The 23,395-nt window shown below is 66.9% G+C and carries 22 protein-coding genes and 4 pseudogenes; 14 read left to right on the forward strand and 12 right to left on the reverse strand.

Features of this window, described 5'->3' with window-relative positions; translation table 11 throughout:
- Positions 1–1,685 precede the first annotated feature (1,685 nt).
- Positions 1,686–2,066 (forward strand): annotated as a pseudogene (locus tag G6048_RS50215) (hypothetical protein); the annotation flags it as partial.
- 65 nt (positions 2,067–2,131) lie between these two features.
- Here G6048_RS50215 and G6048_RS34220 read toward each other — a convergent pair.
- Positions 2,132–2,434 carry a hypothetical protein gene (locus G6048_RS34220; RefSeq protein ID WP_165343484.1) on the reverse strand — a complete coding sequence of 101 codons (303 nt, stop codon included), beginning with the start codon at positions 2,432–2,434 and terminating at the stop codon, positions 2,132–2,134.
- Positions 2,435–2,478: 44 nt separating this feature from the next.
- Between G6048_RS34220 and G6048_RS34225 the strand changes: the two genes are divergently transcribed.
- The 5 genes from G6048_RS34225 (at position 2,479) to G6048_RS34240 (ending at position 5,564) form a co-directional block, all read left to right on the forward strand.
- Positions 2,479–2,601: a DNA/RNA non-specific endonuclease gene (locus tag G6048_RS34225; protein WP_235990692.1), complete on the forward strand. Its 123-nt coding sequence runs from the start codon at positions 2,479–2,481 to the stop codon at positions 2,599–2,601.
- A 37-nt stretch (positions 2,602–2,638) separates the two neighbouring features.
- Positions 2,639–3,700, forward strand: a complete 1,062-nt coding sequence (locus tag G6048_RS34230) for an IS630 family transposase (RefSeq protein ID WP_328827790.1) — start codon at positions 2,639–2,641, stop codon at positions 3,698–3,700.
- A gap of 408 nt (positions 3,701–4,108) precedes the next feature.
- Positions 4,109–4,333 (forward strand): helix-turn-helix domain-containing protein, encoded by a 225-nt coding sequence (locus tag G6048_RS51580; RefSeq protein ID WP_328827792.1) that lies wholly within the window; start codon positions 4,109–4,111, stop codon positions 4,331–4,333.
- Entirely contained in the window at positions 4,230–4,667 is a 438-nt protein-coding gene (locus tag G6048_RS51585) for a hypothetical protein (protein ID WP_328827803.1), read from the forward strand. Before G6048_RS51580 ends, G6048_RS51585 begins: the two co-directional genes overlap by 104 nt.
- A 120-nt stretch (positions 4,668–4,787) precedes the next feature.
- Positions 4,788–5,564, forward strand: coding sequence for an alpha/beta fold hydrolase (locus tag G6048_RS34240; protein WP_165343485.1), 777 nt, complete (start codon positions 4,788–4,790; stop codon positions 5,562–5,564).
- Positions 5,565–5,878: 314 nt separating this feature from the next.
- Here the strand turns inward: G6048_RS34240 and G6048_RS50230 are convergent.
- The 4 genes and pseudogenes from G6048_RS50230 to G6048_RS34250 form a co-directional block, all read right to left on the reverse strand.
- Positions 5,879–6,161: pseudogene (locus G6048_RS50230) on the reverse strand (IS481 family transposase); the annotation flags it as partial.
- An 8-nt stretch (positions 6,162–6,169) separates the two neighbouring features.
- The gene (locus G6048_RS50235) at positions 6,170–6,445 is read right to left on the reverse strand and encodes an MDR/zinc-dependent alcohol dehydrogenase-like family protein (RefSeq protein WP_235990678.1); all 276 of its coding nucleotides are present in this window, start codon (positions 6,443–6,445) and stop codon (positions 6,170–6,172) included.
- Entirely contained in the window at positions 6,412–7,191 is a 780-nt protein-coding gene (locus G6048_RS34245) for an alcohol dehydrogenase catalytic domain-containing protein (protein ID WP_235990680.1), read from the reverse strand. Before G6048_RS34245 ends, G6048_RS50235 begins: the two co-directional genes overlap by 34 nt.
- 46 nt (positions 7,192–7,237) lie before the next feature.
- A complete protein-coding gene (locus G6048_RS34250) occupies positions 7,238–7,603 on the reverse strand; it encodes a MerR family transcriptional regulator (protein WP_165343486.1) in 366 nt (121 codons plus the stop codon).
- A gap of 203 nt (positions 7,604–7,806) precedes the next feature.
- On the opposite strand from G6048_RS34250, the gene G6048_RS34255 reads away from it, so the two are divergent.
- A complete protein-coding gene (locus G6048_RS34255; protein ID WP_206342456.1) occupies positions 7,807–8,136 on the forward strand; it encodes a hypothetical protein in 330 nt (109 codons plus the stop codon).
- Here the strand turns inward: G6048_RS34255 and G6048_RS34260 are convergent.
- Positions 8,102–9,658 carry an ISL3 family transposase gene (locus tag G6048_RS34260; protein ID WP_456243425.1) on the reverse strand — a complete coding sequence of 519 codons (1,557 nt, stop codon included), beginning with the start codon at positions 9,656–9,658 and terminating at the stop codon, positions 8,102–8,104. The genes G6048_RS34255 and G6048_RS34260 overlap by 35 nt on opposite strands.
- 253 nt (positions 9,659–9,911) lie before the next feature.
- Between G6048_RS34260 and G6048_RS34265 the strand changes: the two genes are divergently transcribed.
- Positions 9,912–10,334, forward strand: coding sequence for a VOC family protein (locus tag G6048_RS34265; RefSeq protein ID WP_165343488.1), 423 nt, complete (start codon positions 9,912–9,914; stop codon positions 10,332–10,334).
- A gap of 53 nt (positions 10,335–10,387) precedes the next feature.
- Here G6048_RS34265 and G6048_RS34270 read toward each other — a convergent pair.
- A pseudogene (locus G6048_RS34270) lies at positions 10,388–11,891 on the reverse strand (SulP family inorganic anion transporter).
- Between the two features lie 411 nt (positions 11,892–12,302).
- On the opposite strand from G6048_RS34270, the gene G6048_RS34275 reads away from it, so the two are divergent.
- The 5 genes from G6048_RS34275 to G6048_RS34295 all read left to right on the forward strand — a co-directional run bounded on the left by G6048_RS34275 (position 12,303) and on the right by G6048_RS34295 (position 16,065).
- On the forward strand, positions 12,303–12,707 hold the full coding sequence (locus G6048_RS34275; protein WP_165343489.1) for a MerR family transcriptional regulator: 405 nt from the start codon (positions 12,303–12,305) through the stop codon (positions 12,705–12,707).
- Positions 12,708–13,354: 647 nt separating this feature from the next.
- On the forward strand, positions 13,355–13,705 hold the full coding sequence (locus tag G6048_RS52035; protein ID WP_408056200.1) for a peptidase inhibitor family I36 protein: 351 nt from the start codon (positions 13,355–13,357) through the stop codon (positions 13,703–13,705).
- 300 nt (positions 13,706–14,005) lie between these two features.
- On the forward strand, positions 14,006–14,164 hold the full coding sequence (locus G6048_RS34285; RefSeq protein ID WP_165343491.1) for a hypothetical protein: 159 nt from the start codon (positions 14,006–14,008) through the stop codon (positions 14,162–14,164).
- 390 nt (positions 14,165–14,554) lie between these two features.
- The gene (locus G6048_RS34290) at positions 14,555–14,914 is read left to right on the forward strand and encodes an effector-associated constant component EACC1 (RefSeq protein ID WP_165343492.1); all 360 of its coding nucleotides are present in this window, start codon (positions 14,555–14,557) and stop codon (positions 14,912–14,914) included.
- Positions 14,911–16,065 (forward strand): caspase family protein, encoded by a 1,155-nt coding sequence (locus G6048_RS34295; protein WP_165343493.1) that lies wholly within the window; start codon positions 14,911–14,913, stop codon positions 16,063–16,065. The genes G6048_RS34290 and G6048_RS34295 overlap by 4 nt, the downstream gene beginning before the upstream one ends.
- Here the strand turns inward: G6048_RS34295 and G6048_RS34300 are convergent.
- The 5 genes and pseudogenes from G6048_RS34300 to G6048_RS34320 form a co-directional block, all read right to left on the reverse strand.
- A complete protein-coding gene (locus tag G6048_RS34300) occupies positions 16,059–16,286 on the reverse strand; it encodes a hypothetical protein (RefSeq protein ID WP_165343483.1) in 228 nt (75 codons plus the stop codon). The genes G6048_RS34295 and G6048_RS34300 overlap by 7 nt on opposite strands.
- A gap of 193 nt (positions 16,287–16,479) precedes the next feature.
- Positions 16,480–16,755: pseudogene (locus tag G6048_RS34305) on the reverse strand (ATP/GTP-binding protein); the annotation flags it as partial.
- 273 nt (positions 16,756–17,028) lie between these two features.
- The gene (locus G6048_RS34310) at positions 17,029–21,027 is read right to left on the reverse strand and encodes an NACHT domain-containing protein (protein WP_165343494.1); all 3,999 of its coding nucleotides are present in this window, start codon (positions 21,025–21,027) and stop codon (positions 17,029–17,031) included.
- Positions 21,014–21,400 carry a DUF6375 family protein gene (locus tag G6048_RS34315; protein WP_165343495.1) on the reverse strand — a complete coding sequence of 129 codons (387 nt, stop codon included), beginning with the start codon at positions 21,398–21,400 and terminating at the stop codon, positions 21,014–21,016. The genes G6048_RS34310 and G6048_RS34315 overlap by 14 nt, the downstream gene beginning before the upstream one ends.
- 43 nt (positions 21,401–21,443) lie before the next feature.
- Complete coding sequence (locus tag G6048_RS34320; RefSeq protein WP_165343496.1) at positions 21,444–22,343, reverse strand: radical SAM protein; 900 nt, start codon at positions 22,341–22,343, stop codon at positions 21,444–21,446.
- A gap of 331 nt (positions 22,344–22,674) precedes the next feature.
- Here G6048_RS34320 and G6048_RS34325 point away from each other — a divergent pair, with 331 nt between their 5' ends.
- Positions 22,675–23,388 (forward strand): IS3 family transposase, encoded by a 714-nt coding sequence (locus tag G6048_RS34325; RefSeq protein ID WP_165343497.1) that lies wholly within the window; start codon positions 22,675–22,677, stop codon positions 23,386–23,388.
- Positions 23,389–23,395: the final 7 nt, after the last annotated feature.

Raw genomic sequence — 23,395 nt, forward strand, 5'->3', positions numbered from 1 at the left:
GGAGGGCGGGACCCCGGTTCGCCGTGACGGATGATCTCGACAGCGAACTCATCCCGCAGCGCGAAGGGGTGTACGTGTCCTCCTACGACCCCGACCCACTGACCAAGCGTGCTTTCATCTCGAGCCCGAACACCGACCTGCTGACCCAGTTGAAGCGGCACCTGGGCGAAGCCGTCGTGCGCTACGAGCGCCAGGAGCCGATAAGAGCCCCTAACGGAATGCGTTCGGAACTCGGTGCGCGGCAGTCCGTTCGCAGGCTTCCGTGGTCATGCGTACCAGCGTGCCCACGCGATCCGTCGACACTACGAGACCCGTCCCGAGCACTCCGAAGCAATGCTCACGCTCGCCGCGATCACGCTCATGACCCGCCGGATTACCCGACCGCCCCTTCACCTCACAGCCGCAATTCCCCGCCCGGCTTCGGTAGTTCAGGCGGTGTGATCACACGCCGCCTGCCCGCTAGGGCCTGTGTGATGTCGTGATCAATCTTTCGACCACGCGGATCGGGCTCCGCCACTACCGAGACAGCACCAGATGCGGAAGGAGCGTCTTCATCAGCGCATCACACGCTCCCAGCGTCGAACAGAGGGTTAGGGAGCGCCACGGGCGCACGGAGGCATCGACCGGCTTCACGGAAATCTTGGATGAGCCGCTTCAAGATGGCCGTTGACAGGCCCGGTCCGGTAGGTCTGCGGCGTACCCGGCATCGCGTACCAGTGAGACCTGTGCAACATGAAGTACGCAGGGCTCAAGAACTGGCGCGTGCTCGGCAAGGTCCGCACCGACCCGACGTGGGCGACCGCCCTGGTCAGGTCCCTGCTCGTCCTCACGAACCGCGAGGTTTCCCGGTGACTGACGATCTTCACCGAAGTCATCCGCCCACGACCAGCACGAGCATCCCGCACCCCGCGCACCCCAGACCCGTGACCAGCAATTTCATGATGCACGGGAAGCCCCATGGATCACGTCGCGTCCAGAGGCCGGAGCTCAGCCTGGGCCGCCAATCCCGTTTTGGGCAGGCCACCACAACCTCAGGATCGTCATGGCAATGTGCCAGGGCTTTGAGGTCCGCCGGGAGTCGTCGGCAAGCGGACCAAAACCGGGCTTGTTGGAATGGCCCGATCGCCGGCCACTCCTTCACCGTGCGGCGGCAGCGCCGACTCGGTCGTCGTCTTCGACGATGGGACTGGGCTGCTGCCCGCAGGGTCCTCGCCGGTGGAAGGCGAGGAAGGGGGGACCGCCCGGGCGGCCGGCGACGGCGCTGGCGCGGAAGTGGCGTCGGGCCTGTGTGGTGTTCGTTTATCCATGCCAGGAGGCGGGAGGTTGGTGTCGGGGGCGGAGGCGAGGTAGGTGCTGTCGCGGTTGGTGCGGCCGGAGGTCTGTTCGATGCGCAGCCGCCGAGGGGAGTGGACGCGGCCCAAGTTGGACGCTCAGCCCGCGGTCGCGGGCCTCAGGGGCCGGGCGATGGGTGGCTGGTTGCGTCTTCCAGGCGGTGGAGTCCGCGAGAAACAGCGCGTCGATGCGGTCGACGGTCTCCGCTCACCTGATGTCCGCCCCCCTCGTAGGCGTACGCGCAGTCCGGCGCTCCGGGGTTTTCCTGTGACCGTCCGCGATGGTCCTGAGCGGGTCGGGCACACGCCGCGTTTCCGCGTGACGGATCGCCTTTGGACCGCGCTCTTGCGAGTGTGACTGCACAGCAAACAACCAGGCCTTCAGCTGCGACGAAGCCCCTGCGGTGGGCGGCGAACGCGGCCGCGACGATGAGGGAAGGAGCACAGCCGCGGCTCGACTACTCGCCGCAGAGTCTGTGGAGCGTCGACCGGGCGATCGAGGAGATACGCCGGGACAGGGCGACGCCGTACGCCACCGTGGAGTCCTTGCTGCGCGACTTGGGCGCATACGCGGGTGAGGTGATCGTGCGTCGGACGGGAGCCGAGTGGTGGGCGACGAGCGGCGACCACTGGATTCGCACTCCCGACGGGCGGTTGTGGGACCCGATCGACGAGGCCCGCCGCTGCTTCGCGGGCAACGGATCGCTTCGGCTGCTGTGTCTGGACGCGGAAAAGCCCGGGGTCCCGTTCGCGCGGAGGCCGGCCTGCGTCACGATGCGACGCCGCCGTCGCTTACGGGGTCAATACCTGGCCCGGGCGCGCCCCCGTCGGCGTACCCGGCCGAGTGACGCCGTAGTACGCCGTCCTGGACAGGGAGGGCCCGAGCTGCTGGCGGGCAGGTACAGCAGCGTCCCGTTGCCCGTGTCCTCGCCCTCCGTGCCGAGGAGGAGGTGGTCTCGACTGCCCCTGCCCGAGAGATCCGTCAGCGAGACGGCCGTGCCGAGCTTGTCCTCCTTCTCCGTGGAGCCCGGGATGCCGGTCGTGTCCTGGGAGGTGGGCGCGACAGGTGGGAGCTCGAACGACAGACCGCGACCGTCGGTCATCAATGGCGTCCTGGCCAACTTTCTCTCAATACCGCAAGCTCGCGGTGTTCACTGGCGCGGTCCTGGAGGACTCCGATCCGCCCTACCGCGGCATCCAGGTACCGCTTCGCTTCTGGAAGGTCGCGGCGTTTATGCAGGACGGCGACCTGGCGTCTACGGCATATTGATCCGAAACGCTTGTGGTTCTGGGTCGTTGAGCTGGGTGTGAGTGATCTGGTGGGGGACGCGCGGCATCTGTTGCCGTCGGCGCAGGAGGTGCTGCGTCTTCGGGCCGTGGCCGCGCTGGTGGCGGGGCGGGACGCAGAGAATGTTGCGGCGATCTTCGGGGTGTCGTTGAAGGCCGTGGACAACTGGTGGGTGAAGTGGCAGGCCGGGGGCCGGGACGCGTTGCTCGCGCGGCCGAAGGGCCGCCCGGTGGGCGTGCATCAGGTGCTGGGTGAGGCGGAACAGGCCGCGGTGCGGCAAGCGGTGCTCGATCACCGTCCGTGCGATGTGGGCCTGGTGGGGCAGCTGTGGACGCGGAGGCTGGTCGGTGACCTGATCGCGAAGCTGTACCGGGTGCGGCTGAGCGAGCCCGGGGTCGGCAAGTACCTGAAGCGGTGGGGACTTTCCTTCCAGCGGCCCGACAAGCGGGCTGTGGAGCAGGATCCGGAGAAGGTGGCCCGCTGGCACGAGCAGACCTGGCCGGCGATCCGCGCCAGGGCGAAGGCCGACGGAGGGGAGATCCTCTTCGCCGACCAGGTCGGGGTCCGCTCCGATCAGGTCACCGGCCGGACCTGGGGCGAGAAGGCCCGCACGCCCATCGTGCGCCGCACCGGCAACCGGTTCTCCGTCAACGCGATGTCCGCGATCAGCACGAAGGGCCGGATGTACTTCATGGTCTTCACCGAGAGCTTCGACTCCGAGGTGATGTGCCGCTTCCTGGAGCGCCTCGTCGGCCACTTCGACCGCAAGGTCCACCTGGTGGCCGACGGGCACTCCGCGCACCGCTCGAAGAAGGTTGGGGACTGGCTCGCCCACCACGCCGAGGAGATCGAGCTCCACTACCTGCCGCCGTACTCGCCCGAGTTGAACCCAGACGAGCTGGTCAACGCGGACCTCAAGCACAGTCTCCCCAAGAGCCACCGGGCCCGGAACCAGGACCAACTCGCGGCCGAGACCCGCCGGTTCTTCCGCAGACGCCAACGCCAGCCCCACATCGTCCGCGGCTACTTCCACGGTCCCCACGTCCGCTACACCCTCAACGAGAACCCTTTGAGTTTCTGATCAATACGTACTTGATCAAAGCCCCGACCTCACCCGGGATGCTGCTCAACGAGCCCTGGCTGAAGCGGCGAGGGCGGGGGATCCTCCCCCGCTGGGAGCCTTTCGTACGTTTCAGGTGCCTGTCGCCGACATCGCTGATGTCACGGGTCTGGACCTGGGGCCGTTGCCAGCCGGCCGACAGGCTGCCGCGAGCGGTTCGCGCGGCCAGGCGCTGGACTCAGCTGGAAGTTTTCGAGGATGTCTTGGTGTAACGACCTCGTGCACGGTTGGCCGTGGCTCGGTGCCCTGGCGGCTCGTTGCACTGTGCATGGTGGAGGCTGGGGCGCGTGAGTTGATCGTGGCGGCGTACCGGGTCACTGGGCTGTCGCAGGATGTGATCGGTGAACTCATCGCTGAGGTGGGGCCGTTGTGGCACGAGCAGCACCAGGCTCGACTCACGGCTCGCCCGCGGTGGCGGGCTGTGGGAGCCGGAGCAAAGCGCAATTCGTCTTCGTCGACCGGCTGCTGGCCACCCTGGTGAATCTGCGTCATGGCACTACTCATGACGTGGTGGCCTGCTGGTTCGGTGTGGACCGCTCCACCATCACCCGCGCCAACGGTCGCGCCGGGCATCCGGCTGTGCAGTCTCGCTGAGGTCATCGAGCACCTGGGCGCCGACGGTCGGACCGGGATCATCGACGGCACGGAGATCCGTGTGCGACGCCGGGCCGCGGGTCGCAAGGACCGGGACAAGTTCGCCTCCGGCAAGACCAAGCAGAACGCCGTGAAGTCCATGGTCCTCACGGCTTCTGGTCCGCAGCCATCCCTGCCACGCCGAGCTGTCCGCACGCAGGCGTACTTGTTCAGCACGGCGATGACAGCCGCACCCACATACAAGGGCGGGTTCGGGTCCCACCCGCTGGTGTGCTTCCTGGCCAACACCGGCGAGGCGCGGGTAAGCAAGCGCCTGGGCGACCGGGTGGCCTGACCGGCAAGATTCATCTGGCCTGCGACGCCTTCGGTCGCCCGCTCGCGCTGCTACGCCGTTGGAGCGAGGCCTCAAGCCGACGGGATTCAGGGCCCGGCCCCGAGGGGAAGGCCCAGCGTTGTGACAGGCCATGTAGAAGGACGCGTAATTCCGTACGAGGTACAGGGCAGCGGTCCGGAGCGGGTCCTCGCACTCCACCACTGGCTCAGCGACAGGTCGAGCTTCGGCCACATGCGGCGGTACCTGGACGGGAGCGCGTTCAGTTACGCGTTCGTGGACTGCCGTGGGTACGGCGAGGCGATGCACACCCCCGGCACGTACACGATGGAGGAGGTCGCGGCGGACGCCCTCGCCGTGGCCGACGACCTCGGCTGGAACACCTTCTCGGTCATCGGTCACTCCATGGGCGGCAAGGCGGTCCAGCTGATGTTGCTGGACGCCCCCTCGCGGGTCCGCTCGATCGTCGGCATCTCGCCGGTACCCGCGTCTGGGTTCCCGCTCGAAGGGGAGATGTGGGAGCTGTTCGTCGGGGCCGTGGAGGATTCCGGCAGCCGCAGGACGATCTTCGATGTCACCACCGGCAGTCGGCACGACGATGCATGGCTGGATGCCAGGGTGAGCGGCTCGGGACGCTCCTCGCCTGCTGCCCTGCGCTCGTACCTCGAATCCTGGACCCGTGGCTCCGACATCCACGAGCGGCTCGAGGGAAATCCGACCCCGGTGCTTGTCGTGGCTGGTGCGAACGACCCGGCGATGGGCCCCGACACCATGCGGTCCACCTGGCTGCAGTGGTATCCGAACGCCGAGCTCCAGGTCTTCAACGACGCCGGCCACTTCGCCCCGGATGGGAGCCCAGAGGCCCTGGCGACAGTGATCGAAAGATTCCTCCGCCGGTAGTTTCCGCGTGGAGCGGCGTCGGCACGTACCCAGTCACTGCTTCCATCGGACCCGCCAACTACCTAGCAACGTGCCCGACCACACCAACTCCTTCCGCAGATCCCCCGCTCCCACGACCCGGCGGGCCAAGCCCACCCGGGAACAGCGCGCCCAGCTCGTGGAGCTGAGCCCCGGATGGGCGGCGTAGGAGTGGACGGTTCGGAGGGACGTCACGGGCGGGATCGCTCGATAGCATGCAGAACCCGCCCCGCCGATGCACGGGGCTGATCACGAGGAGCCTTTGTGTCCAGCCGTATCCAGCCGGTCCGCCCTGGCGATGCGATCCGGGACGCCGACCACTTCTCGGCTCGGCGGAGTACCTCGATCTTGGCCACGATGTCCGGGCCGGTCGCGGTCGGCTCGCGTTGGGGTGTTGAGGAACGGTCCAGCAGAGCGAGTCCACCGCGCCGACGGCAGCGGTCGACCAATTTTGACTTTCGACGCGCACGCACGGGAGATGCCCATCTCGGCCGCCACGTGGGCGATCGGGCGGTTCTGGCAGCGTTGTACGGGGCGCAACCGCCCATCGGGGGACAGCGGAGCACTGCGGAGAGTCACAGGCGTCCCTAGCGCCAGGGATCGAGGGCGTGCTTGCCGCAGGTCTGACCCGCTTGGAGTTGCCGCAGCACTGCCGGCCCCTCGGCCAGGGGGTGAACCTGGGGGGTGCCGGGCGGGTATACGCCTTGGGCGATGAGTGCCTCGATCTCGACGAGCAACGACTGGTAGAGGGACGGGGCTGCGTCCGCCAGCGCTCCGATGTGAAGACCCTTGACTTGCACATGGTGGGTGAAGACCAGGTCGTGGGTGGTCAGAGTGGCGTCGCCGGAAGCGGCACCGAACACGACGACACGTCCTGTGAAGGGTTTGGTGACCGACAGGCTGACCGTGAACGTGGCCTGTCCCACCGATTCCAGGCCAGGACCAGGTCGACACCGCCGGTCAGGCGGGTGATCTCCTCGGCCAGATCGGGGCGTGTGCTGTCCAGGACTGCGTCGGCGCCGAGCGCTCTGACGGTGTCGTGCTTGGTCGGTGACGCCGTGGCGATCACGCGTGCACCGTAGTGGCGTGCGAGGCGGACGGCGGCCTGCCCCACGCCTCCGGCCGCGGCATGAACGAGCACCACGTCACCAGTCTTGATCTCGCCCAACGGCTTCAGTGCCGCCAAGGCGGTGGCCCAGTTCAGCACCAGGCCGAGGGCCTCGGCGTCGCTCCAACCGGAAGGCACGCGGAGTACACCTGCGGCCGGCATCGTCATGTACTGCGCGAAGGCACCCGGGCCAGCTCCGACGACGTGGGTGCCGAGCCGAAGCGGGCTCTCGACGTCCGGGCCGATGCCCACGATCTCGCCAGCGGCTTCGAAGCCCGCCACATAGGGCGCCTGCGGGCCTCCTGCGTAAGTGCCATGAGTCTGCATGACGTCAGCAAAGTTGACTCCGGCGGCGCCCACCCGGATCAGGTACTCGCCGGGCCCAGGGGTGAGGCGGCGCTGATCGGCCGTGAGGGTCAGATCCTCCAGTCCCCGGTGCGACCGCTGGACCAGTGCTCGTACCGTCTGCTCAGCTCTGTGCTGCTGCTCGTTGATCTCCATGCACGAAAGGTAGAAGTCTCACACTTATGTCAAGGTCAAACAGCGGTCATAGGCCCGTGCGACGGGCCTCTCGTAAGTAGGCATCGAGTGCCGCCTGCTGATCGCTGAGAACGGCGATACGTGCAGCGAGCCGATCACGATAGCTCTGCACCTCGTGCAGGAACTCCGCGCGCACCACATCCATGCCTACATCAGGTCCGTCAGTGAGGCTGAGCAGAAATTCCCTGATCAACCGCACGGGCAACCCGGACTCCAGCAGCGAGCGGATGACGAGCACCCGGTCGATAGTGGACGGGCAGTAGTCGCGGAACCCATTGCTGCAACGACCGGGGACGATCAAGCCCTCATCCTCGTAGTGCCGCAACGATCGCGCGCTCACGCCGCTGACTCTGGAAGCTTCGCCGATCTTCATACCTGGAGGCAACGTCCGGGCACACCGCAACCTTCCAGCACTCATCGATACGACGACGTGAAGACCTACTCAGGCGTCAACAACCTCACGTCCCGCAACACCTAGGGCAGCTGGCTCAGAGTCTTCTGCTGCCGGCACCGGCCTGACTGCCCGTGGGAAGCCGGCAGGTCGGCGGCGTGGACATGGCGCGCATTGTCGTCGCCATGGACCCCGCCAGCGGAGAGCCCACCGTCGGCGACGAGACGGGAGTCATCGGCGTCGGCCGCGACCGCGATCGGCAGCTGTATGTCCTTGCCGACTGGTCCGGCTCGATGGGCGCCAACGACTGGGGCCTGGCCTCATGCCGCCTGGCTCTCGAGCAGACCGTAGGGACGCGCGCGGTGCACGGCTTGACCGAACTGGCCGACCCCGACCAACTCGGCCCCTTGCCAACCGGCATCGACGGGGACTGTCAAACGAGTGGCCCTGTCTCACATTCGGTGGTGACGGAGCGTGCCGCTATCCGAGGAGGATGCGGTGCCGAAGCAGGGTGAAGCCTGCTCGTCCGTGCATCTGGCGTGCGATCCGTTTGGTCTTGGTGTTGACGCCCTCGGTGGGGCCGTTGCTGTACGGAAGCGTGAGCCCGGCGATCACGGCGTCGACGTCCCGGTCCAGGCCCCGGCTGAAGGCATGTAGATGGGGCAGGTCGGCTGCTCGGACTTGGGCGATCCAGCGCGTGAGCGCATCGGCGTTGTCGGCGTGCGGCGTAAGGAGTGGGGCGAAGTTCCTGATACCGGCGGCCAGTTGGGTCATCTCGGGGCAGGCGGTGGTGAGCTTGGCCAGGAGCTCGTGTTGCTCGGCCTTGAGGTTGTCGGGCCTGGTCAGCAGCATCCGGGCGAGCCTGCGCGGGGAGATATGGCTGCGGTCGGCGTCCGCGCGGCCCTGGTTGATGTACTTGTGCAGGAGGTTCAGGCAGCCCGTGAAGCCGAGGGCTTTGATCTCTTCGAAGAGGTGCTTGACGGGGACGCCGGGGTCATCGGCTCGGCGTTTGCGCAGCTGCTCGCGGTAGGGGTCGACGAGGCTGGCGCGGTACTTGGGGACGCGGAGCATGCGCTCAGGCCGATCGGCCCGCGCGTAGCGTTTGACGGTGTTCAGGGCCAGCTGGAGACGGCGGGCGCACTCGAGCAAGCCGACGCCCTGGTCGAGCAGCCCGTGGACCTGGTGCCAGCGTTCCAGGGTGGTCTGGGCGCGGGGCCCGTCGTAAATGGGCGCGTCCAACACGGTGGCCCAACAGGCGCTGTGCGCCTTGACCTCGCTCAGAGCGGCTTCGCACAGGTTGTGCCACACATGCCACCGGTCCGCGACCTGCACCGCGTCAGGCAGAGCGCGCCGGATCGCCTCAGCATAGGTCGCCGAGCCGTCACGGCACACGATCTCGATCCCCGGATGCTCGCACAGCCACGCCTCCAGGGTGTCGGCGGTGCGGTCGGGCAGCACGTCGATCCGCTCATGAGTCTCGGCATCGATGATCACGGTGGCGTAGCGGTGCCGCCGGCGCAGCGCGAAGTCGTCGACGCCGATCGCACGAGGCACCCGCCCGGTGGGCAACGGAATCCGCAGCAGGGCGCGCAGGGCCGTGTGACGCGACAGGCTCACCGCCAATATCGCCAGCAGACGTGCCCCGGCCCGGCCCGCTAACTCCTTGACCACGGCTTTGACTTGCCTGGTCAGGCGGGTCGTCCGCCGCTGGTACCGGTCCAGGACGCCGGGCACCTGTTCGCGGAAGGTGTGGCGGCAGTCGCGCGTGGGACACACCAGACGCCGCACTCGCACACGGACCACCACCCGTCGTTCATCGACCGGCACGTCCGCGACTGTCCGCCAGTGATAGCCGTGCACGCGTACCGACGGGGCCTCGCACACCGGGCAGACCGCAGTGACCCGCGGAGTTCGTGCCCGCACCACGATCCGCTCACCTTCGTCGACCACATCCTCGACGACCAGCGGGGAAAGACCCGAAAACACCGTCTGCACAAGCTCGTTGACATCCTTCGCACGAACGTCAACGACCCTCACGACTCTCCGTCACCACCGAATGTGAGACAGGGCCGAACGTCTTACAGTCCCACTAGGCACGGTGCGCAGTGACCTCGCCCGATCAGGAAGAAGCAGAGGTTCGGCATGCGCCTCACCCTGTGGGCCCCAACACGCCGTGCGACTCGTGCAGTTACCGAGAGCTTCGCCTCACCGGGGCGGCCTTGCTCATAAGGATCTACGGCAGTGTGGGTGCACTCTCACGGTGGCCGGTCGTTTGCCTACGATGCTCGGCATGCCTCTTGGTGCTTCTGTTTCCTCGGTATGGCCGGTCTTGCACTATGACGACACGGACGCGGCGTTGACGTTCCTGGGCGATGTGCTGGGGTTCACGCAGCAGGTCGTTGCGCGGGGGGATGACGGACAGGTTGCACATGCGGAGCTTCGGTGGCCAGGCGGGGGTGCGCTGGTCTTCGGCTCGACGCGGCATACCGACAGCGTGCATGGCCGTATGCGGGCTGGATCGAGCGCCGTCTATGTGGTGAGTGACGAGATCGATGCGGTGCATCGGCGTGCGCTGGCCGCAGGTGGCGTGGTGCTGGAGGCGCCGCACGAAACGCGGTTCGGTTCGGGAGCTGCCGCGTATGTGTGCACGGTTGAAGATCCCGAGGGCAACCTGTGGACCTTCGGCACCTATCGCGGTTCTTCGGAGGCGTAGAGCGTGAGGGGGCAGGGCCCGGACAGTCGGGCCCTGCCCCCTCGATCGAGGTGTCAGTGATTGGTTAGTTCGCCGCTGAGCTTCTGGTGGATCTGGGCGCTGGGCTGGTTCAGGCCGATGATCTCGACGGTCTTGCCGCGCTGGGCGTACTTGGTCTCGATCGCATCGAGGGCGGCGACGGAGGAGGCGTCCCAGATGTGGGCGGCGCTCAGGTCGATGACGACCTTGTCGGGGTCGGTGGCGTAGTTGAACTGACTGACCAGGTCGTTGGAGGAGGCGAAGAACAGTTCACCGGTCACGGAGTAGACCACGCCGGTGCCGTCGGGGTCGGTGACCCCGGTGACGTTGGCGAGGTGGGCGACGCGCTTGGCGAAGATGACCATGGCGGTGACGGAGCCGACGACGACGCCGATGGCGAGGTTGTCGGTGGCGACCACGCACGCCACGGTGATGACCATGACGGCGATCTCGCCGGTGGGCATCCGCTTCAGCGTCTTGGGGGCGATGGAGTGCCAGTCGAAGGTAGCGAAAGACACCATCACCATCACAGCGACCAGCGCGGCCATGGGGATGTCGGAGACGACCGGGCCGAAGACGATGCACAGAACCATCAGGAACGAGCCTGCCAGGAACGTCGACAGGCGGGTACGGGCACCGGACACCTTCACGTTGATCATCGTCTGGCCGATCATGGCGCAGCCGCCCATGCCGCCGAAGAAGCCGGTGACGATGTTGGCGATGCCCTGACCGATGGACTCGCGCGTCTTCGAGGAGTGAGTGTCGGTGATGTCGTCGACGAGCTTGGCGGTCATCAGGGACTCCATCAGGCCGACCAGCGCCATGGCGAGCGCGTAGGGGGCGATGGTGGTCAGGGTGTCCAGGGTGAACGGCACGTCGGGCAGGCCGGGGACGGGCAGTGAGGAGGGCAGTTCGCCCTTGTCGCCGACGGTCGGCACCGCGATCCCGGCCGCGACCGTGATGACCGTGAGGATGACGATCGACACCAGCGGTGCCGGGATCACCTTGGTGACCTTTGGGAAGAAAACCATGAGGGCAAGCCCGCCGATGATCAGCGGGTAGACGGGCCAGGGCACGTCGTGCATCTCGGGGACCTGCGCCATGAAGATCAGGATGGCGAGGGCGTTGACGAAGCCCACCATCACCGAGCGCGGCACGAACCGCATCAGCTTCGCAACGCCGAGCCCGCCGAGAATGGACCTGGAAGACGCCGGCCAGGATGACTGCAGCGATCAAGTAGCCCAGGCCGTGTTCGCGGTTGAGCGGAGCGATGACCAGCGCGATGGCACCGGTCGCGGCGGAGATCATCGCGCGCCGCCCGCCGACGATGGAAATGGTCACAGCCATCGTGAAGGACGCGAACAAGCCGATGGCGGGATCGACTCCCGCGATGATCGAGAACGAGATTGCCTCGGGGATCAGCGCGAGGGCGACGACGAGGCCAGCCAAGACCTCAGTGCGCCAGACCTTCGGGTCGTTCAACCAGTCGGGCTTGAGGCCGCGCAGCCGCGCGGCCGGGGACAGTGCAGACGTAGACAAGAACAGATACCTGTCGTTCTCGGGCACGCCCAGCCGTGGTGCGGGGCGTGCGGGAAGGCGCCGGAGGGCCGGGTGGCCGTCCGCGGAGCCCGCGTACGGCGGGCTGAACTTCGAAACGCGCAGCGGGTACGAGCAAGGGCTCCGGCGCTGCTTCAGGGGCGAAGGGTCACGGCGGGCAGGCGGCGGCGCTGGGCATCATGGGCATGCGCACGCTCTCTCCTGCAGGCATCGGTCTTCGCCGGGGGGCGTCCTCGGCCCCGACACGGCTGACGGTCACGGGAACGATCCCGCACCATAAAAGGCGGGGACGACACGGAACCGACCCCGACGATCATTTACTCTACCCTAACGTTACGGTAGAGATCGATGTAGGCCGCCTGTGGCCTTGGCGACAGAAGAGGAAGGCGCCGCGTGAACAGCGAGCACATGCAGATCGGCGAGGTCGCCGCGCGGACCGAGCTGTCGCTGCGCACCATCCGGCACTACGAGGAGACCGGCCTGGTCATCCCCTCGGCCCGCTCACAGGGCGGATTCCGCCTCTACACCGAAGCCGACGTCGCCCGCCTGATGGTCATCCGCCGCATGAAGCCGCTCGGCTTCACTCTCGACCAGATGCGCGACCTCCTGGACGCCACCGACCGCCTCGATTCTGACGTGGAAATCACCACCGACGAGCGCGAAGCCCTGATCGAGCGCGTACGCGGCTACGAGCAAGAAGCCGTCGAGCAGGTGGAAAAGCTCCGTACCCAGCTCGCCCGCGCGGAAGAGTTCGCCGCCACCTTGGCGGCACGGCTTCCTACCCCTGCCAACCGCTGACGCACCCGCGCGGCGACTTGGTCCGCCTAACGGCCGGGCCGACACCGCCGGAGCCACCGATCAATACCGGTCACACCTCGACCACGCACTCGACCGCGTCCTGCCAGGTGGGAACGCACGCGCCCTGGTGACAGGGGCGACCGGGGGGGCTGGATCTTTTTTCCGGTTCATTGACGAAAAAGGTTGGCAGCCGCCATGCTGTTCGGCATGGGTCTTCCGACGACCGGTTGACCCGACTATGGGGGGCACGGGGAGTGGGTCTCGACATGACGGGCAGGCACAGTCGGCCGAGCCGGGCGAAGGCCGCGAACGCAACGGGCTGCCACAGAGGTTGAACCTCAGGACGACCCCGGCTGACACCGTGGCCGCCCTCCTCGACCACGTGAGGCGCGGCGGCCGTGTCACTGCGCGGCTGCCCGGCAACTTCACGCGGTCCGGACCGAGTTGACCACCGGTACCGCGCCGCGGTGGACGAAGAGGGCCCCGACTCAGTGACACGTCTGTTGCGAATCCGATAAGGAATCGGGGTAAAGAGACGCAAACATGAGTTGGGCATGGCAATCTTAACCCGCAAAGCGGAGATCCATGCACAAGAGACCGACGAAGAAGGGTGGAACGAAATGAAAACAAATCTGATTACTAGCGTAATGGTAGGGGCGTGCTTAACGGCAGCCACGATTATTACGGGAGGAACACCGGCAGCCGCCGATGCCGAAGACTGCCCCAAGGGAGACGTGTGCATTTGGGGTGACAGTAATTTCGAGGGGCAGTATGTCTTCACTCCTCAGACTACCCGCTCCGATGTCGGAGACTACATGAGGGACAAGGTCACCTCCATCTGGAATCGCTCTGACCGACAAATTTACCTCTGGACAGAGCAAGGGTTCACTGGCCGACTCATGGGGTATTTGCCACCAGGCGAGTGGGTCGCCAACTTTTCTTCGAGCAACAATGATCGGCTCTCCTCATGGTGCACGCGTCTTAAGTGTAATGAGTGAGGCGTAGCGAGCTACGCGTCATGAGTCTTGAAGCTAAGGCGAGTTGAGCGCGGCCCGGGGGAACCAGCCAATTAGCCGACCGGCTGGCTCACGACATCCCGAGCACCCCATAGCCAGCCGGAAAGTCCGCGCTGATTCAGGCAACGGCCCAAGAGGGCAGAGCACAGGCAAGGTTGGGCAACGGGCGAGAGACCTACTCGGCCATCGAGCGCGTACAGGGCCGGCGAGGACCGGCAGCAGCTACTCCGGGCGCTGGACAGCGTCAGCGTGTCAATCAGGGCGCTGAAGGAGAACAAACCGATGTCCGAACAGGAAGCCGCGGCCTGCCTCTTGAGCGAGAACAGTCCCTTGGGCACGGATCCGATGTACGACGGCGTCCTGGACCCCTTGTTCGACCTCGCCGAACAGACTCCGTTCGAGATCAGCTGGTTCCTCAAGCACGACGTGGCTCTTCGCTGAAGGCACGCCCGGGCAGCGCCGCTCCCTGGTCAGTACTTCTGACCTTCAGGTCGGCATTTACCTCTGCCACGTCGTGTGTCACCCCAGACGTGACGCAGCTGTCGCTGCGGCGTGGGGTAGTTGGTGTGTGGGGTGGTGTGTGAGCTGTGGTGTTGGTGGTTGGTTGAGAACTGGGTCTGGTGGGCTGTGGGTGCTGTGACCTGGGGTTGTGTGGGTTGCAGTGGGAATAGCTGGGGTGTTGTGGGTAGCTTCTGCGTCTAAAGCCTCGGTTGTTGTTTTGCCTGTTCAGGGCTGTCTTGCCTGGTCAGCGTGGGGGTGTTGCCCTGTAGCGGTTTTCTTGATCGGTGTGCATTGTCGTCGGGTCGGGTGCACGGATCAGAGGAGGACGGGGTGCGGTTAGAGGTTCGAGTCGGGTCGGCTGCGGGGGAGTTGCGGTCCTTGCAGGGCTGGTTGCGTGCGGATCCTGAGGTGCGCCGGTCTGCCGTGGTCGGGATAGAGGCTGGTGTGCCTGGGCCGGGGGAGATGGGCACGGGGCTTGATGTGCTGCAGCTGGTGACGGGGAATGGGTGGAGTGCGGCGTCGTTCGTGCTGGCGGTGGTGGCGTGGCGGCAGTCCCGGCCGCAGCGGCCGCGGGTGGAGATCCGCCGGGGGGAGACGGTCGTCGTTCTGACGGACTGTTCGCAGGAGGAGATCGAGCGGGCGGTCCGGGCGCTTGATGCCGCCGAGGGTGATGAGGGCGGCGATCGGTGAGCGTGCTGCCCGATCCGGGGGCCTCGCGGGCGGTCCTGGTGGGCACGGGCCGCTATGAGTATCTGGAGCAGTTGCCGGCTGTTTCGAACAATCTGCAGGCCCTGGGCGATCTCCTGCGCGGCCCGTTGTCTTTGCAGTTGCCTGCCCGGCATGTGACCGTTGTCGAGGATCCGGTGGCCGCGCACACGGTGGTGGGGGCGGTGAGGCAGGCGGCCGCCGAAGCCACTGACACGCTGGTGGTCTACTTCGCCGGGCACGGCCTGGTCGATGCGCAGGATCAGCTCTGTCTGGCCCTGCCGCATACCGAGTTCGGCCGTGTGGAGACCGGTCTGCCGTATGACTGGTTGCGTCAGGTTCTTCTTCTGGATTCCCGGGCGGAGCGTCATGTGGTGATCCTGGACTGCTGCTACAGCGGCCTGGCGCTGGGGAGGATGAGTGCCGAGTTGGGGCTTGCCGACCAGGCCGCGGTGGAGGGCAGTTTTCTCTTGGCGGCTGCGGCTGAGACCCGTACCGCGCTGGCGCCGGTGGGGCAGACGTATACGGCTTTCACCGGGGTGCTGCTCGACACGCTGCGCCGTGGGATACCGGGCGGTCCCGCGCTGCTGGATCTCGCGGCTGTCTACCGGCACGTGCGTGTGACGCTGGAAGCGCGGGGGCACCCTGTTCCGCAGGCCCGGGACCGTAACAGCGGCGCTCAGGTCGCGCTCGGACGCAATCACGCGGCTCTGCCCGCCGCACCCGTCACTGCTGTACTTGGTGGGAACACTGCGGGGCGTCCGTGGCCGGATCCGCGTGCGATTCGTACGGTCACGGGGTTCTTCACCGCTCTGGCGGATGTACGCGTGGTGAGCGGTCTGACCCAGCAGGCGGTCAGTGAGCGCTCGGCCGGGCGTATATCGGCCGGTGCTGTCAGCCGTCTGCTCAACCGCGGCACGCTTCCCGCCACGTGGAGCACAACGGCCGCCTACCTCTCGGCCTGCGGCGTTCCCGACGATCAGATCACGCAGTGGCAGGCCGTATGGCAGCAGCTGCGCGCGGAGACCTCGTCAGCCCGGGCGGCGGGCACGGCCTCCGCCGGGGGTGGCGAGCCCGAGAGGAAAAGGGCATGGCCGGGGCGTTTGTCGGCGTTCCGCCGGCAGCGGGGTCACTGACCGGAGACGGCAGGGGCCGAGGAGGTTGACGGCTGGGGGCGGGGGGTCGTGTCCGGGTCGTCGGACTCGTTGCCGAACAGGGTGTTCCATCCGGCGATGGCCACGACAGCGACCACCAGGACAAGGCCCGTGGACGGCTTCTTCCACCGGCTGGACGCCGACGACGGCTTCACGTAGTGCCCTGCCCGGTAATGCCCTTTGCGGTTCTTCGCCTTGGCCACAGCTACACGTCCCCGTTCGGTGCGACTGCTTTGTCGGGCAGAGTCTCGCAGCGATCGGTCCGTGCCGGTTCCTGAACGGCTGAGTACGGCTGATTCCGCACGCTGCGGAAGCGACCCGGGCATCTCGCGGGCGCGTGCAGCACGGTGGTCTGGTTGAACCGGTCCACCGGGACCCGCCGCTTGGTCGGGCCTGTCAGCGCCTTCGTGTGGGGCGGCCTTGTTGTTCGGCGAGGTGGTCGAGTTGTACCGCGTCGAGGGCGGCTTTGGTGATTTTTTCGGTGCCGTCGGTGATGGCGGTGATGGCTGCTTGGCGGATGAGTCGGGTGAGGCTTCCGATGCGGCCGGCGGTGCGCTGGTGGAGGTAGGCATGGTGGCGGGGGAGGGTGCCGGGGCGGTGTGAGGTGAGGTCGAGGGCGCTTTCGAGGTCGGTGATGACGTCGGTGAAGGGGCGGGTTGGGCCGTGGCGGGCGGTGCGACTTCTCATTTCGGTGTCACCAGTAGTTCTCATCTTGATGTCATACGTATCTGCTGGTCGGGGCATAGAAGTGATGACGTTGAGTAAGAAGTTCTGGTGACACTGTGTGAGAATCCCCAGCGCGCTGAAATGAGAAGGCCATAGGAATGGTCCTCTGACCTGCTGTTTTGTGATTTGAGCGGGAGCGGGCAGATCTCCGGTGGTGCCGGTTGGCGTGCTGATGGGAGGCGCCATGTTGCCGGCGCGGACTCCCGGTTGTGTGTCCCGTTAGTTCTTGGTGCTGGGCTGATCTGCATCGAGTATCCGGACGTGGCGCCATATGTGCCCGTAGCTTTGGTGCACCGCGTCCATCCAGGCCGGAAGGGAGTGCCAGTCGGCGGCGCTCACTTCGCGCTCGCCCCAGGCCACCTGCATGATCCGACGATCGCCGGCGAAGGATTCGACGAGATCGCGGCGTAGGAAGAGCAGATGGCCGCGCCAGGGCTTGTCCACGCGGAACACTGCCGAGGCGCGTTGGCCGTCCAGGCCCACGAGGTCCACGGTCCCGGGCAGTTGGCGCAGCCCGAATTGGGCGGCGAACTCGTACGAGGGCACGTCAAAGCTCCCGCCGAGGCCGTTCTCCGAACTGCTGTCGGGGGAGAAGTCCACGGCGACCTGGTCGGGCTTAATGCCGTCGTCCTGTCCGTCGTGGCCCAGTGTGCGGTAGGAGGCGGCGTACGGGGCATCGTCGAAAGTCCGCTCGAACCTGGGACTCCACGGCATTTCCGAGGCCAGTACGTCGCGGACCGTCGGTAGCGATGGGAAGAAGGCGTTGCCCGGATACGAGCGTTCGTTGGCGAGCTGTTGTGCGAGGTTCGTGTCCTGTGGCTCAAGCAGGAGGGTGCGGAAGAACCCGAACACCGTCCGCCCGTCACGGCGGTGGTTCAGATACCCCTCGACCAGAAGCCAGCCGCCGTCCACTGAATGGATCTCCTCGGGTGACCACAGCTGGTCCGGCACCGTAACTGCTCCGGACGTGAGCCATTTTTGGTCGTCCGTGGGCTCCGCGGGCGCCCAGAGCGGAAGGGGCATCGGCGCCACCGGCGGTCGTTCAGGGAAAGTCGGATCGATATCGGGCATCAGGCGTTCCGCGTCTTCGAACGGCGACGGCGACTGGCCGGTGTCCACGAGACGGCCGACCATTTCGTGATAGGCGATCCAGCCGTACTTCTTGCCGTAACGCTCCACCTTCCTGCGGGAGCGGTCGGCGTTCGCGGCGATGGCTTGGTCGATGCTGCCGAATTCCTGCTCGCGCCAGCCCAGTTCCCACACCCGGGCTCTGACCTCGGCGCGGGCCTTGCGGAAGCCGGGGTGCGTGAAGTCGTAGTTGCGCCTGCCGGTGATGGCGCCCCCGATGATGTAGTTTTCGAAGTCCATGCCGAAGGTGCGATCGCACTCCTCGGCGTTGGGGTCGTCGTCCTCCATCACCTCGGCGGGCGCCACGGCGGCGAACTGCAGCGCGAAGACATCGACCCCGTCCGGGACGGCGGCGGGGTGCAGGGCGCCGGCAAATTCGTAGGTGGCCCGCACGTAGCCGCGCAGCTGCTCATGCGAGGTGGGTGTGCTCCCGCCGTCCAGGAAACGGTCGCGCAGTTGCACCAGCCAGTCCCTCAGCGCCTGTTCCAGCGGTCCGCCGGGATCGGGCATCTGGTGGGTGCTGGCCGCACCGAACGCCGCGGCGACAATGCGTTCGACGACATAGGGGTCGTCGACGTCGAGCATCCGGGCGGCGAGGCCGAACAACCGCTGTGGTTCGGGCCGGCCATAGCGCTGGAGGGCTTTGGTCGCCAGGTCCCGCATGCTCGTGTCCGTGGAGGTCAGCAGCCAGCTGATGGCCAGGGCGTTCAGGTCGTCGCTCTCGGAGCGACTGCTGCTCCTGGTCCACTCGTCGACTGCCCGTGCCAGGTCTGCCGTGAGCCGATTCGAAGCCCGGCTTCGAGCCCATTCGCTCCAGCGCAGGTCACGCTGGGCGAGGGACAGTTGCCGCAGGACCCGGTCGAGAAAGGCGGCGTTCAAGCGGTGCGGCGCGGACCTGCGGACTTCCCACAGGCGGCTGAATGCGGGACGTCCCCTCTTGGTGCCGGGACGGGCGGTGACGAGCGCGGCCGCGAGCGCGTCGACCGTCTCGTCGTCGAGAAAGCGCGACTCGGTGGAGAGTTCTTGTGCGAGCACCAACGCATGGTGCTCAGCCGGGGTGACGCGCCACAGGTGGTGTCCGCTGAAGCGGCGTGGCACCAGTGAGATGAGGGAGATGAGGACGTCTTCGCCCAGTGGGTGCGCATGCTCGCCCAGGAGCGATTGCCACAGAGCCGCCTCCGCTAGCTGCTCGTTGACGTCTCCGTAGGGCATGCGGACCAGGATCGCGTCGGCGATCAGGTATCCGGCCAGGCGGTCGAAGACGAATCCGCACTCGGTGTCGTCGGAACCCCTGATCTCCTCGCGGAAGATCACTCCTTCCTCGACGAGGCGCCGGAAAAGGCTTTCGTCCCAGTTCGGTTGGCCGGCGTCGAGGATTCCTCGCGCCTCGTCGAACGGGAGCCGACGGACGTTGTGCGTCCACAGGTGTCTTGCCAGAGTGGCGAGGCGGCGCTTGATCTGGTCGGTCGGCACCGGCATGCGGGCCGGGTCCAGGGCGAGGCGCTCGGTCACACCCTCGCGGTACCGTTCGAAGACGCCGATGAGGGACTGAGGCAGTGCCTCCGCTCCCACCAGCTCCCGGCGGCCGTGGTTCGTGGCCTCGCAGTACATGCGGACGAACAGCGGGTTGTGGAGAGTGTCGAACGGGAGCCAGGCATCGGCCGGGCTGATGAGGTAGTGGCCGAAGTAGACGCGCACGATGTCGTCGACTTCCGCACTCTGCCACTTCAGTTTCAGGGACACGGTGGCCTGCGGGAGGATCTGGTCGGCGAGCACCTCGCGGAGGGTGACGATCACCGCGACGTGGGGATAACGGTCCAGGGCCGGTGCCAGCCTGGCGAGGAGGTTCCGCCACTGCAGGGGCCGCTCTGCCTCATTCAGTCCGTCGATGACCAGCGGTATCCGGCAGCCGGCGCGGGCTCCGGCCGAGTTGAGCGCTTCCAGGAGGTCCTCGAAGCGGTCGACCCTGAGCCCGGGGATCCGTCGCGAGAAATCATCGAGAGTGTCGCTGGCGTGCAGGTTTGCTCCCTGGATGAACACCCCGGCCGTTGGCTGGTCTGCCTGCGAGGTGATCTGCGCGGCGAGGTGCGTTTTGCCTTGTCCGGCAGCGGCGACAACCGCGAGCAGCGGGGCTTCGGCGTCCGCTTGCATCGCGGTCAGCCACTGAACGATGTCGCGGATCTCCGCTGCGAGACCTGTGACGAGCGGCGCCTCGGGAAGGTGGCGCTGCCTGAGCTTGAGCACGAGATGTCGCAGTGTCCGCGGAGAGGTTCGCGGAGGCTGCTGGTCGGCGAGGCGCTCGCGCACTTCCCAGGGTCGAAGGTGCCTGCCCGCGTCGAGGACGGCGCGCAGGTGGTCGACGAACCTCGCCACATCGTCGGCGATCTTCTCGCCATCCTCACGGGTGGCGGCGTCGAGGCCGGCGAGTCCTGCGCGCAGTGCCTGGAGCCGGGCTGTGACGTCGTCGGTGCGCTGTTGCAGCCACGCGAAGGAGGCCGGGCGCAACAGGGCTCGCTCGATGCGGTGCTGCACGTGATGCGCGGTGTGCAGCTGTGGGGCCCACCGGGCCGCAATCGGTGCCACAGACTGCTCATGAGCTCGCGCCAGTGCCGCGGGAGTGAGGGCGAGTTCACCGAAGAAGGTGGAGCGAAGCTCGTCGTGTCCGCCCAGTTCGGCGTCAAAGTTCTCGGCGGACCACAGCTTGACCTTGACACCCTGCCGGGCGAGTCCGTAAATCCACTGCTCGTCGCTCTTCGCGGGCCGCTGCGGAAGGCACAGCACGAAGTCGGTCAATCCAGCGACGTGCTTGATCGCCAGGGTGAAGGAGTCCTCGATCTGCGTGCGCTGGCCCGCGTTGAGCTCGTTCCTGCTGTTCAGGATGAACCACTTGCACGACCACCCCCAGACCCGGCCCGGATCGCCCAGGTCGCCGGCATGGTCGACGTGCAGGTAGAACTCGACCCCCGGCTGGTTGCGGCGCTCTCGCATCGTGCCCAGTGCCCCGTAGCGGCGGGAGACGACGGCCCGCGTGAGCGCTTCGAAGTTCTGGTCGACGGCGCCGGGCAGGCGCGCCAGATCAGTCAGATCCACTGTCGCTCCCACTGCTTGCATCGGACCGCTCGCTCCCGTTCTCGTTCCATGCGTGGCGGGAGAAGACCTCGACCTTCGCGCCGTAGTGGAGGAGCACCTTCAAAAAGCCTTGGACGTCGGACTCCTCAGTCCAGACTCGGACCGTCTCCGCCTCACGGGTGACGCTGTGATCGAGAGCGTAGAGGTCAACGTCGGACCGGCCCAGGTCGTAGAGCTTTAACTTGACCAGCTCGTCAACGAGTTCGCGAGGCATGCGCTCGTCATGACTCCGCCAGTCGTCGTCGGACCACGCGGCCTCGGCCAGGGCTCGCAGAGCCTCCATGCCCTCCGCCGCCGCCTGCGCGCCGGTGACTGTCTGGAACCGGCCGATCAAACCAGGTCCATCGAATGCTCCGAACCGTAGCCGTTCCAGATCTTCATTGTGTCTCCCTCAGCGCCTGCGCGGCTTCCATGATGGAGGCACCGACCGGTACTCCCGTCGGTGAGTAAGCATGGGGGCGCAGGACTCCGGCCGCGTCCAGGTGCATGTGTGCGTCGAGGGGAAGTTCGCCGGGAATGGTTTCCGCGGTGGGCAGGGCGGCTTCGAGACCGGTCCGGGAGATGGCGAGCCGAACGCCGGTCCTGGTGGTCGCGGCCCATTCGACGAGGCACTGCGCATCGGCGTCGCTGATGCCGGAGGTTGCGGCGGTCGGCTGCTCCGGCAGAAGCAGCAGTTCGCACGCGCCGACCTCGTCGGCGAAGACGGCGAGGCCGTCCAGGTCGCCGATTGTGTCGGCGTTGATGACCGCATTGATACCGAACGGGGCGAGGGAGGCGAGCAACCCGGCCGCGCGGACCACGGCCGCGAACGGGCGGCCGCGAAGCCGCTCGTAGGTGGCTCCGACCCCGTCGACGGACAGGCGCACGAAGTGCACGGACTCGCGTAGGGAATCGACAAGTTCGGGTGTGAGCCGGTGCCCGTGCGTCGTGAAGGTCACCGCCATGGACGTGGACTTGGTGATGTCCCAGCACAGTTGGGCAAAGCGCCGGTATGCAGTCGGCTCCCCGCCTCCGAAGCCGACACCGAGGCAGCCCCCGGCGTCGAGTTCCGCCGCCCACGCCAGCACAAGCTCCCTGTCGAGCGCAGCGGCATGCTTGGGCGCATAGCAGTAGACGCAGTGGAGCTCGCACGCGTTCGTCAGCGCGACGGACAGGTACCGCGGAGCACGGGAGACGAACTCGGCGGGAACAGGCACCTCGTCGAGCAGCACGTTCACCCCAGAGACGCGGTCGAACAGGTGAACGCCAGACGCGGACATGCGTATCTTGCAGCTCATCGACAGCATGATGCCAGCGCCTTCGTCGATGCTGGAGCAGTACCGCACTGCAGCTACCAACTGTCGAAGGCAGGAAAGGTGATCGCACCACCACTCAGGTTCCCCCGAGATGCGAGGAAAGGTGACAGCAGGTCAGATGGGTTTCATGAGAGGAGCCCTGACGATGCCTGCCCCGAGGAAGTACCCGCTGGAGTTGCGTGAGCGTGCGGTGCGGATGTATCGGACAGCTCGCCCAGCTGCGGCGCGAGGTGCGGGAACTGCGCCGTGCCAATGAGGTCCTGCGGACGGCCTCGGCTTTTTTCGCCGCGCAGCTCGACCCGACCCGGCCCAGGTGACCGCGCTCCTTACCGAGCACCCGCACCTGGGGGTCGAGCCCGTACTCCGGGAACTGCACATCCCCTCCTCCACCTACTACCGCTGGCGCCGGTCCGAGGAGCAACCCTGTGAACGGCGCCGCCAGGACACCGAGCTGACCGGGCAGATCCGGCAGATCCACCAGGACTCCGGCGGGATCTACGGATCGCCCAGGGTCCATGCCGTCCTGAGGCGGGAGGGCGTCCACGTCGGCCGCAAGCGGGTCGAGCGGCTCATGCGCCAGGCCGGCCTGGCTGGGATCAGCCCTCGCAGGAGCAAGGGCTTCACCCGCCGCGACGCGGACGCCGACCTCGCCCCTGACCTGGTGCAACGCGACTTCACGGCACCCGCGCCGAACCGGCTGTGGGTCACCGACCTGACCATGATCCCCACCCTGGAGGGGCCACTGTGGCTGTCAGCGATCCGCGATGCCTTCTCCCGCAGAGTCGTGGCCTGGGAGACGTCCGCCCGCGCGGACGCCGACCTGGTCCTCACTTCGCTCGAGTACGCGCTGGCCAGCCGCGAGGTCGCCCCCGGCGAACTCGTCCACCATGCCGACCACGGCACGCAAGGTGGATTCAACTGGTCGTCGCAACACTTTGATCTCGGAGGTGTGCGACGTGGCCACGGCGGACTGGAGTTTGAAGACCAGCGATGTTCCGGAGGGTCGGCGTCGGCAGTGGCGCGCTGATCGTGCG

This window comes from Streptomyces ureilyticus, from assembly GCF_011045025.1.
Lineage (GTDB): Bacteria > Actinomycetota > Actinomycetes > Streptomycetales > Streptomycetaceae > Streptomyces > Streptomyces ureilyticus.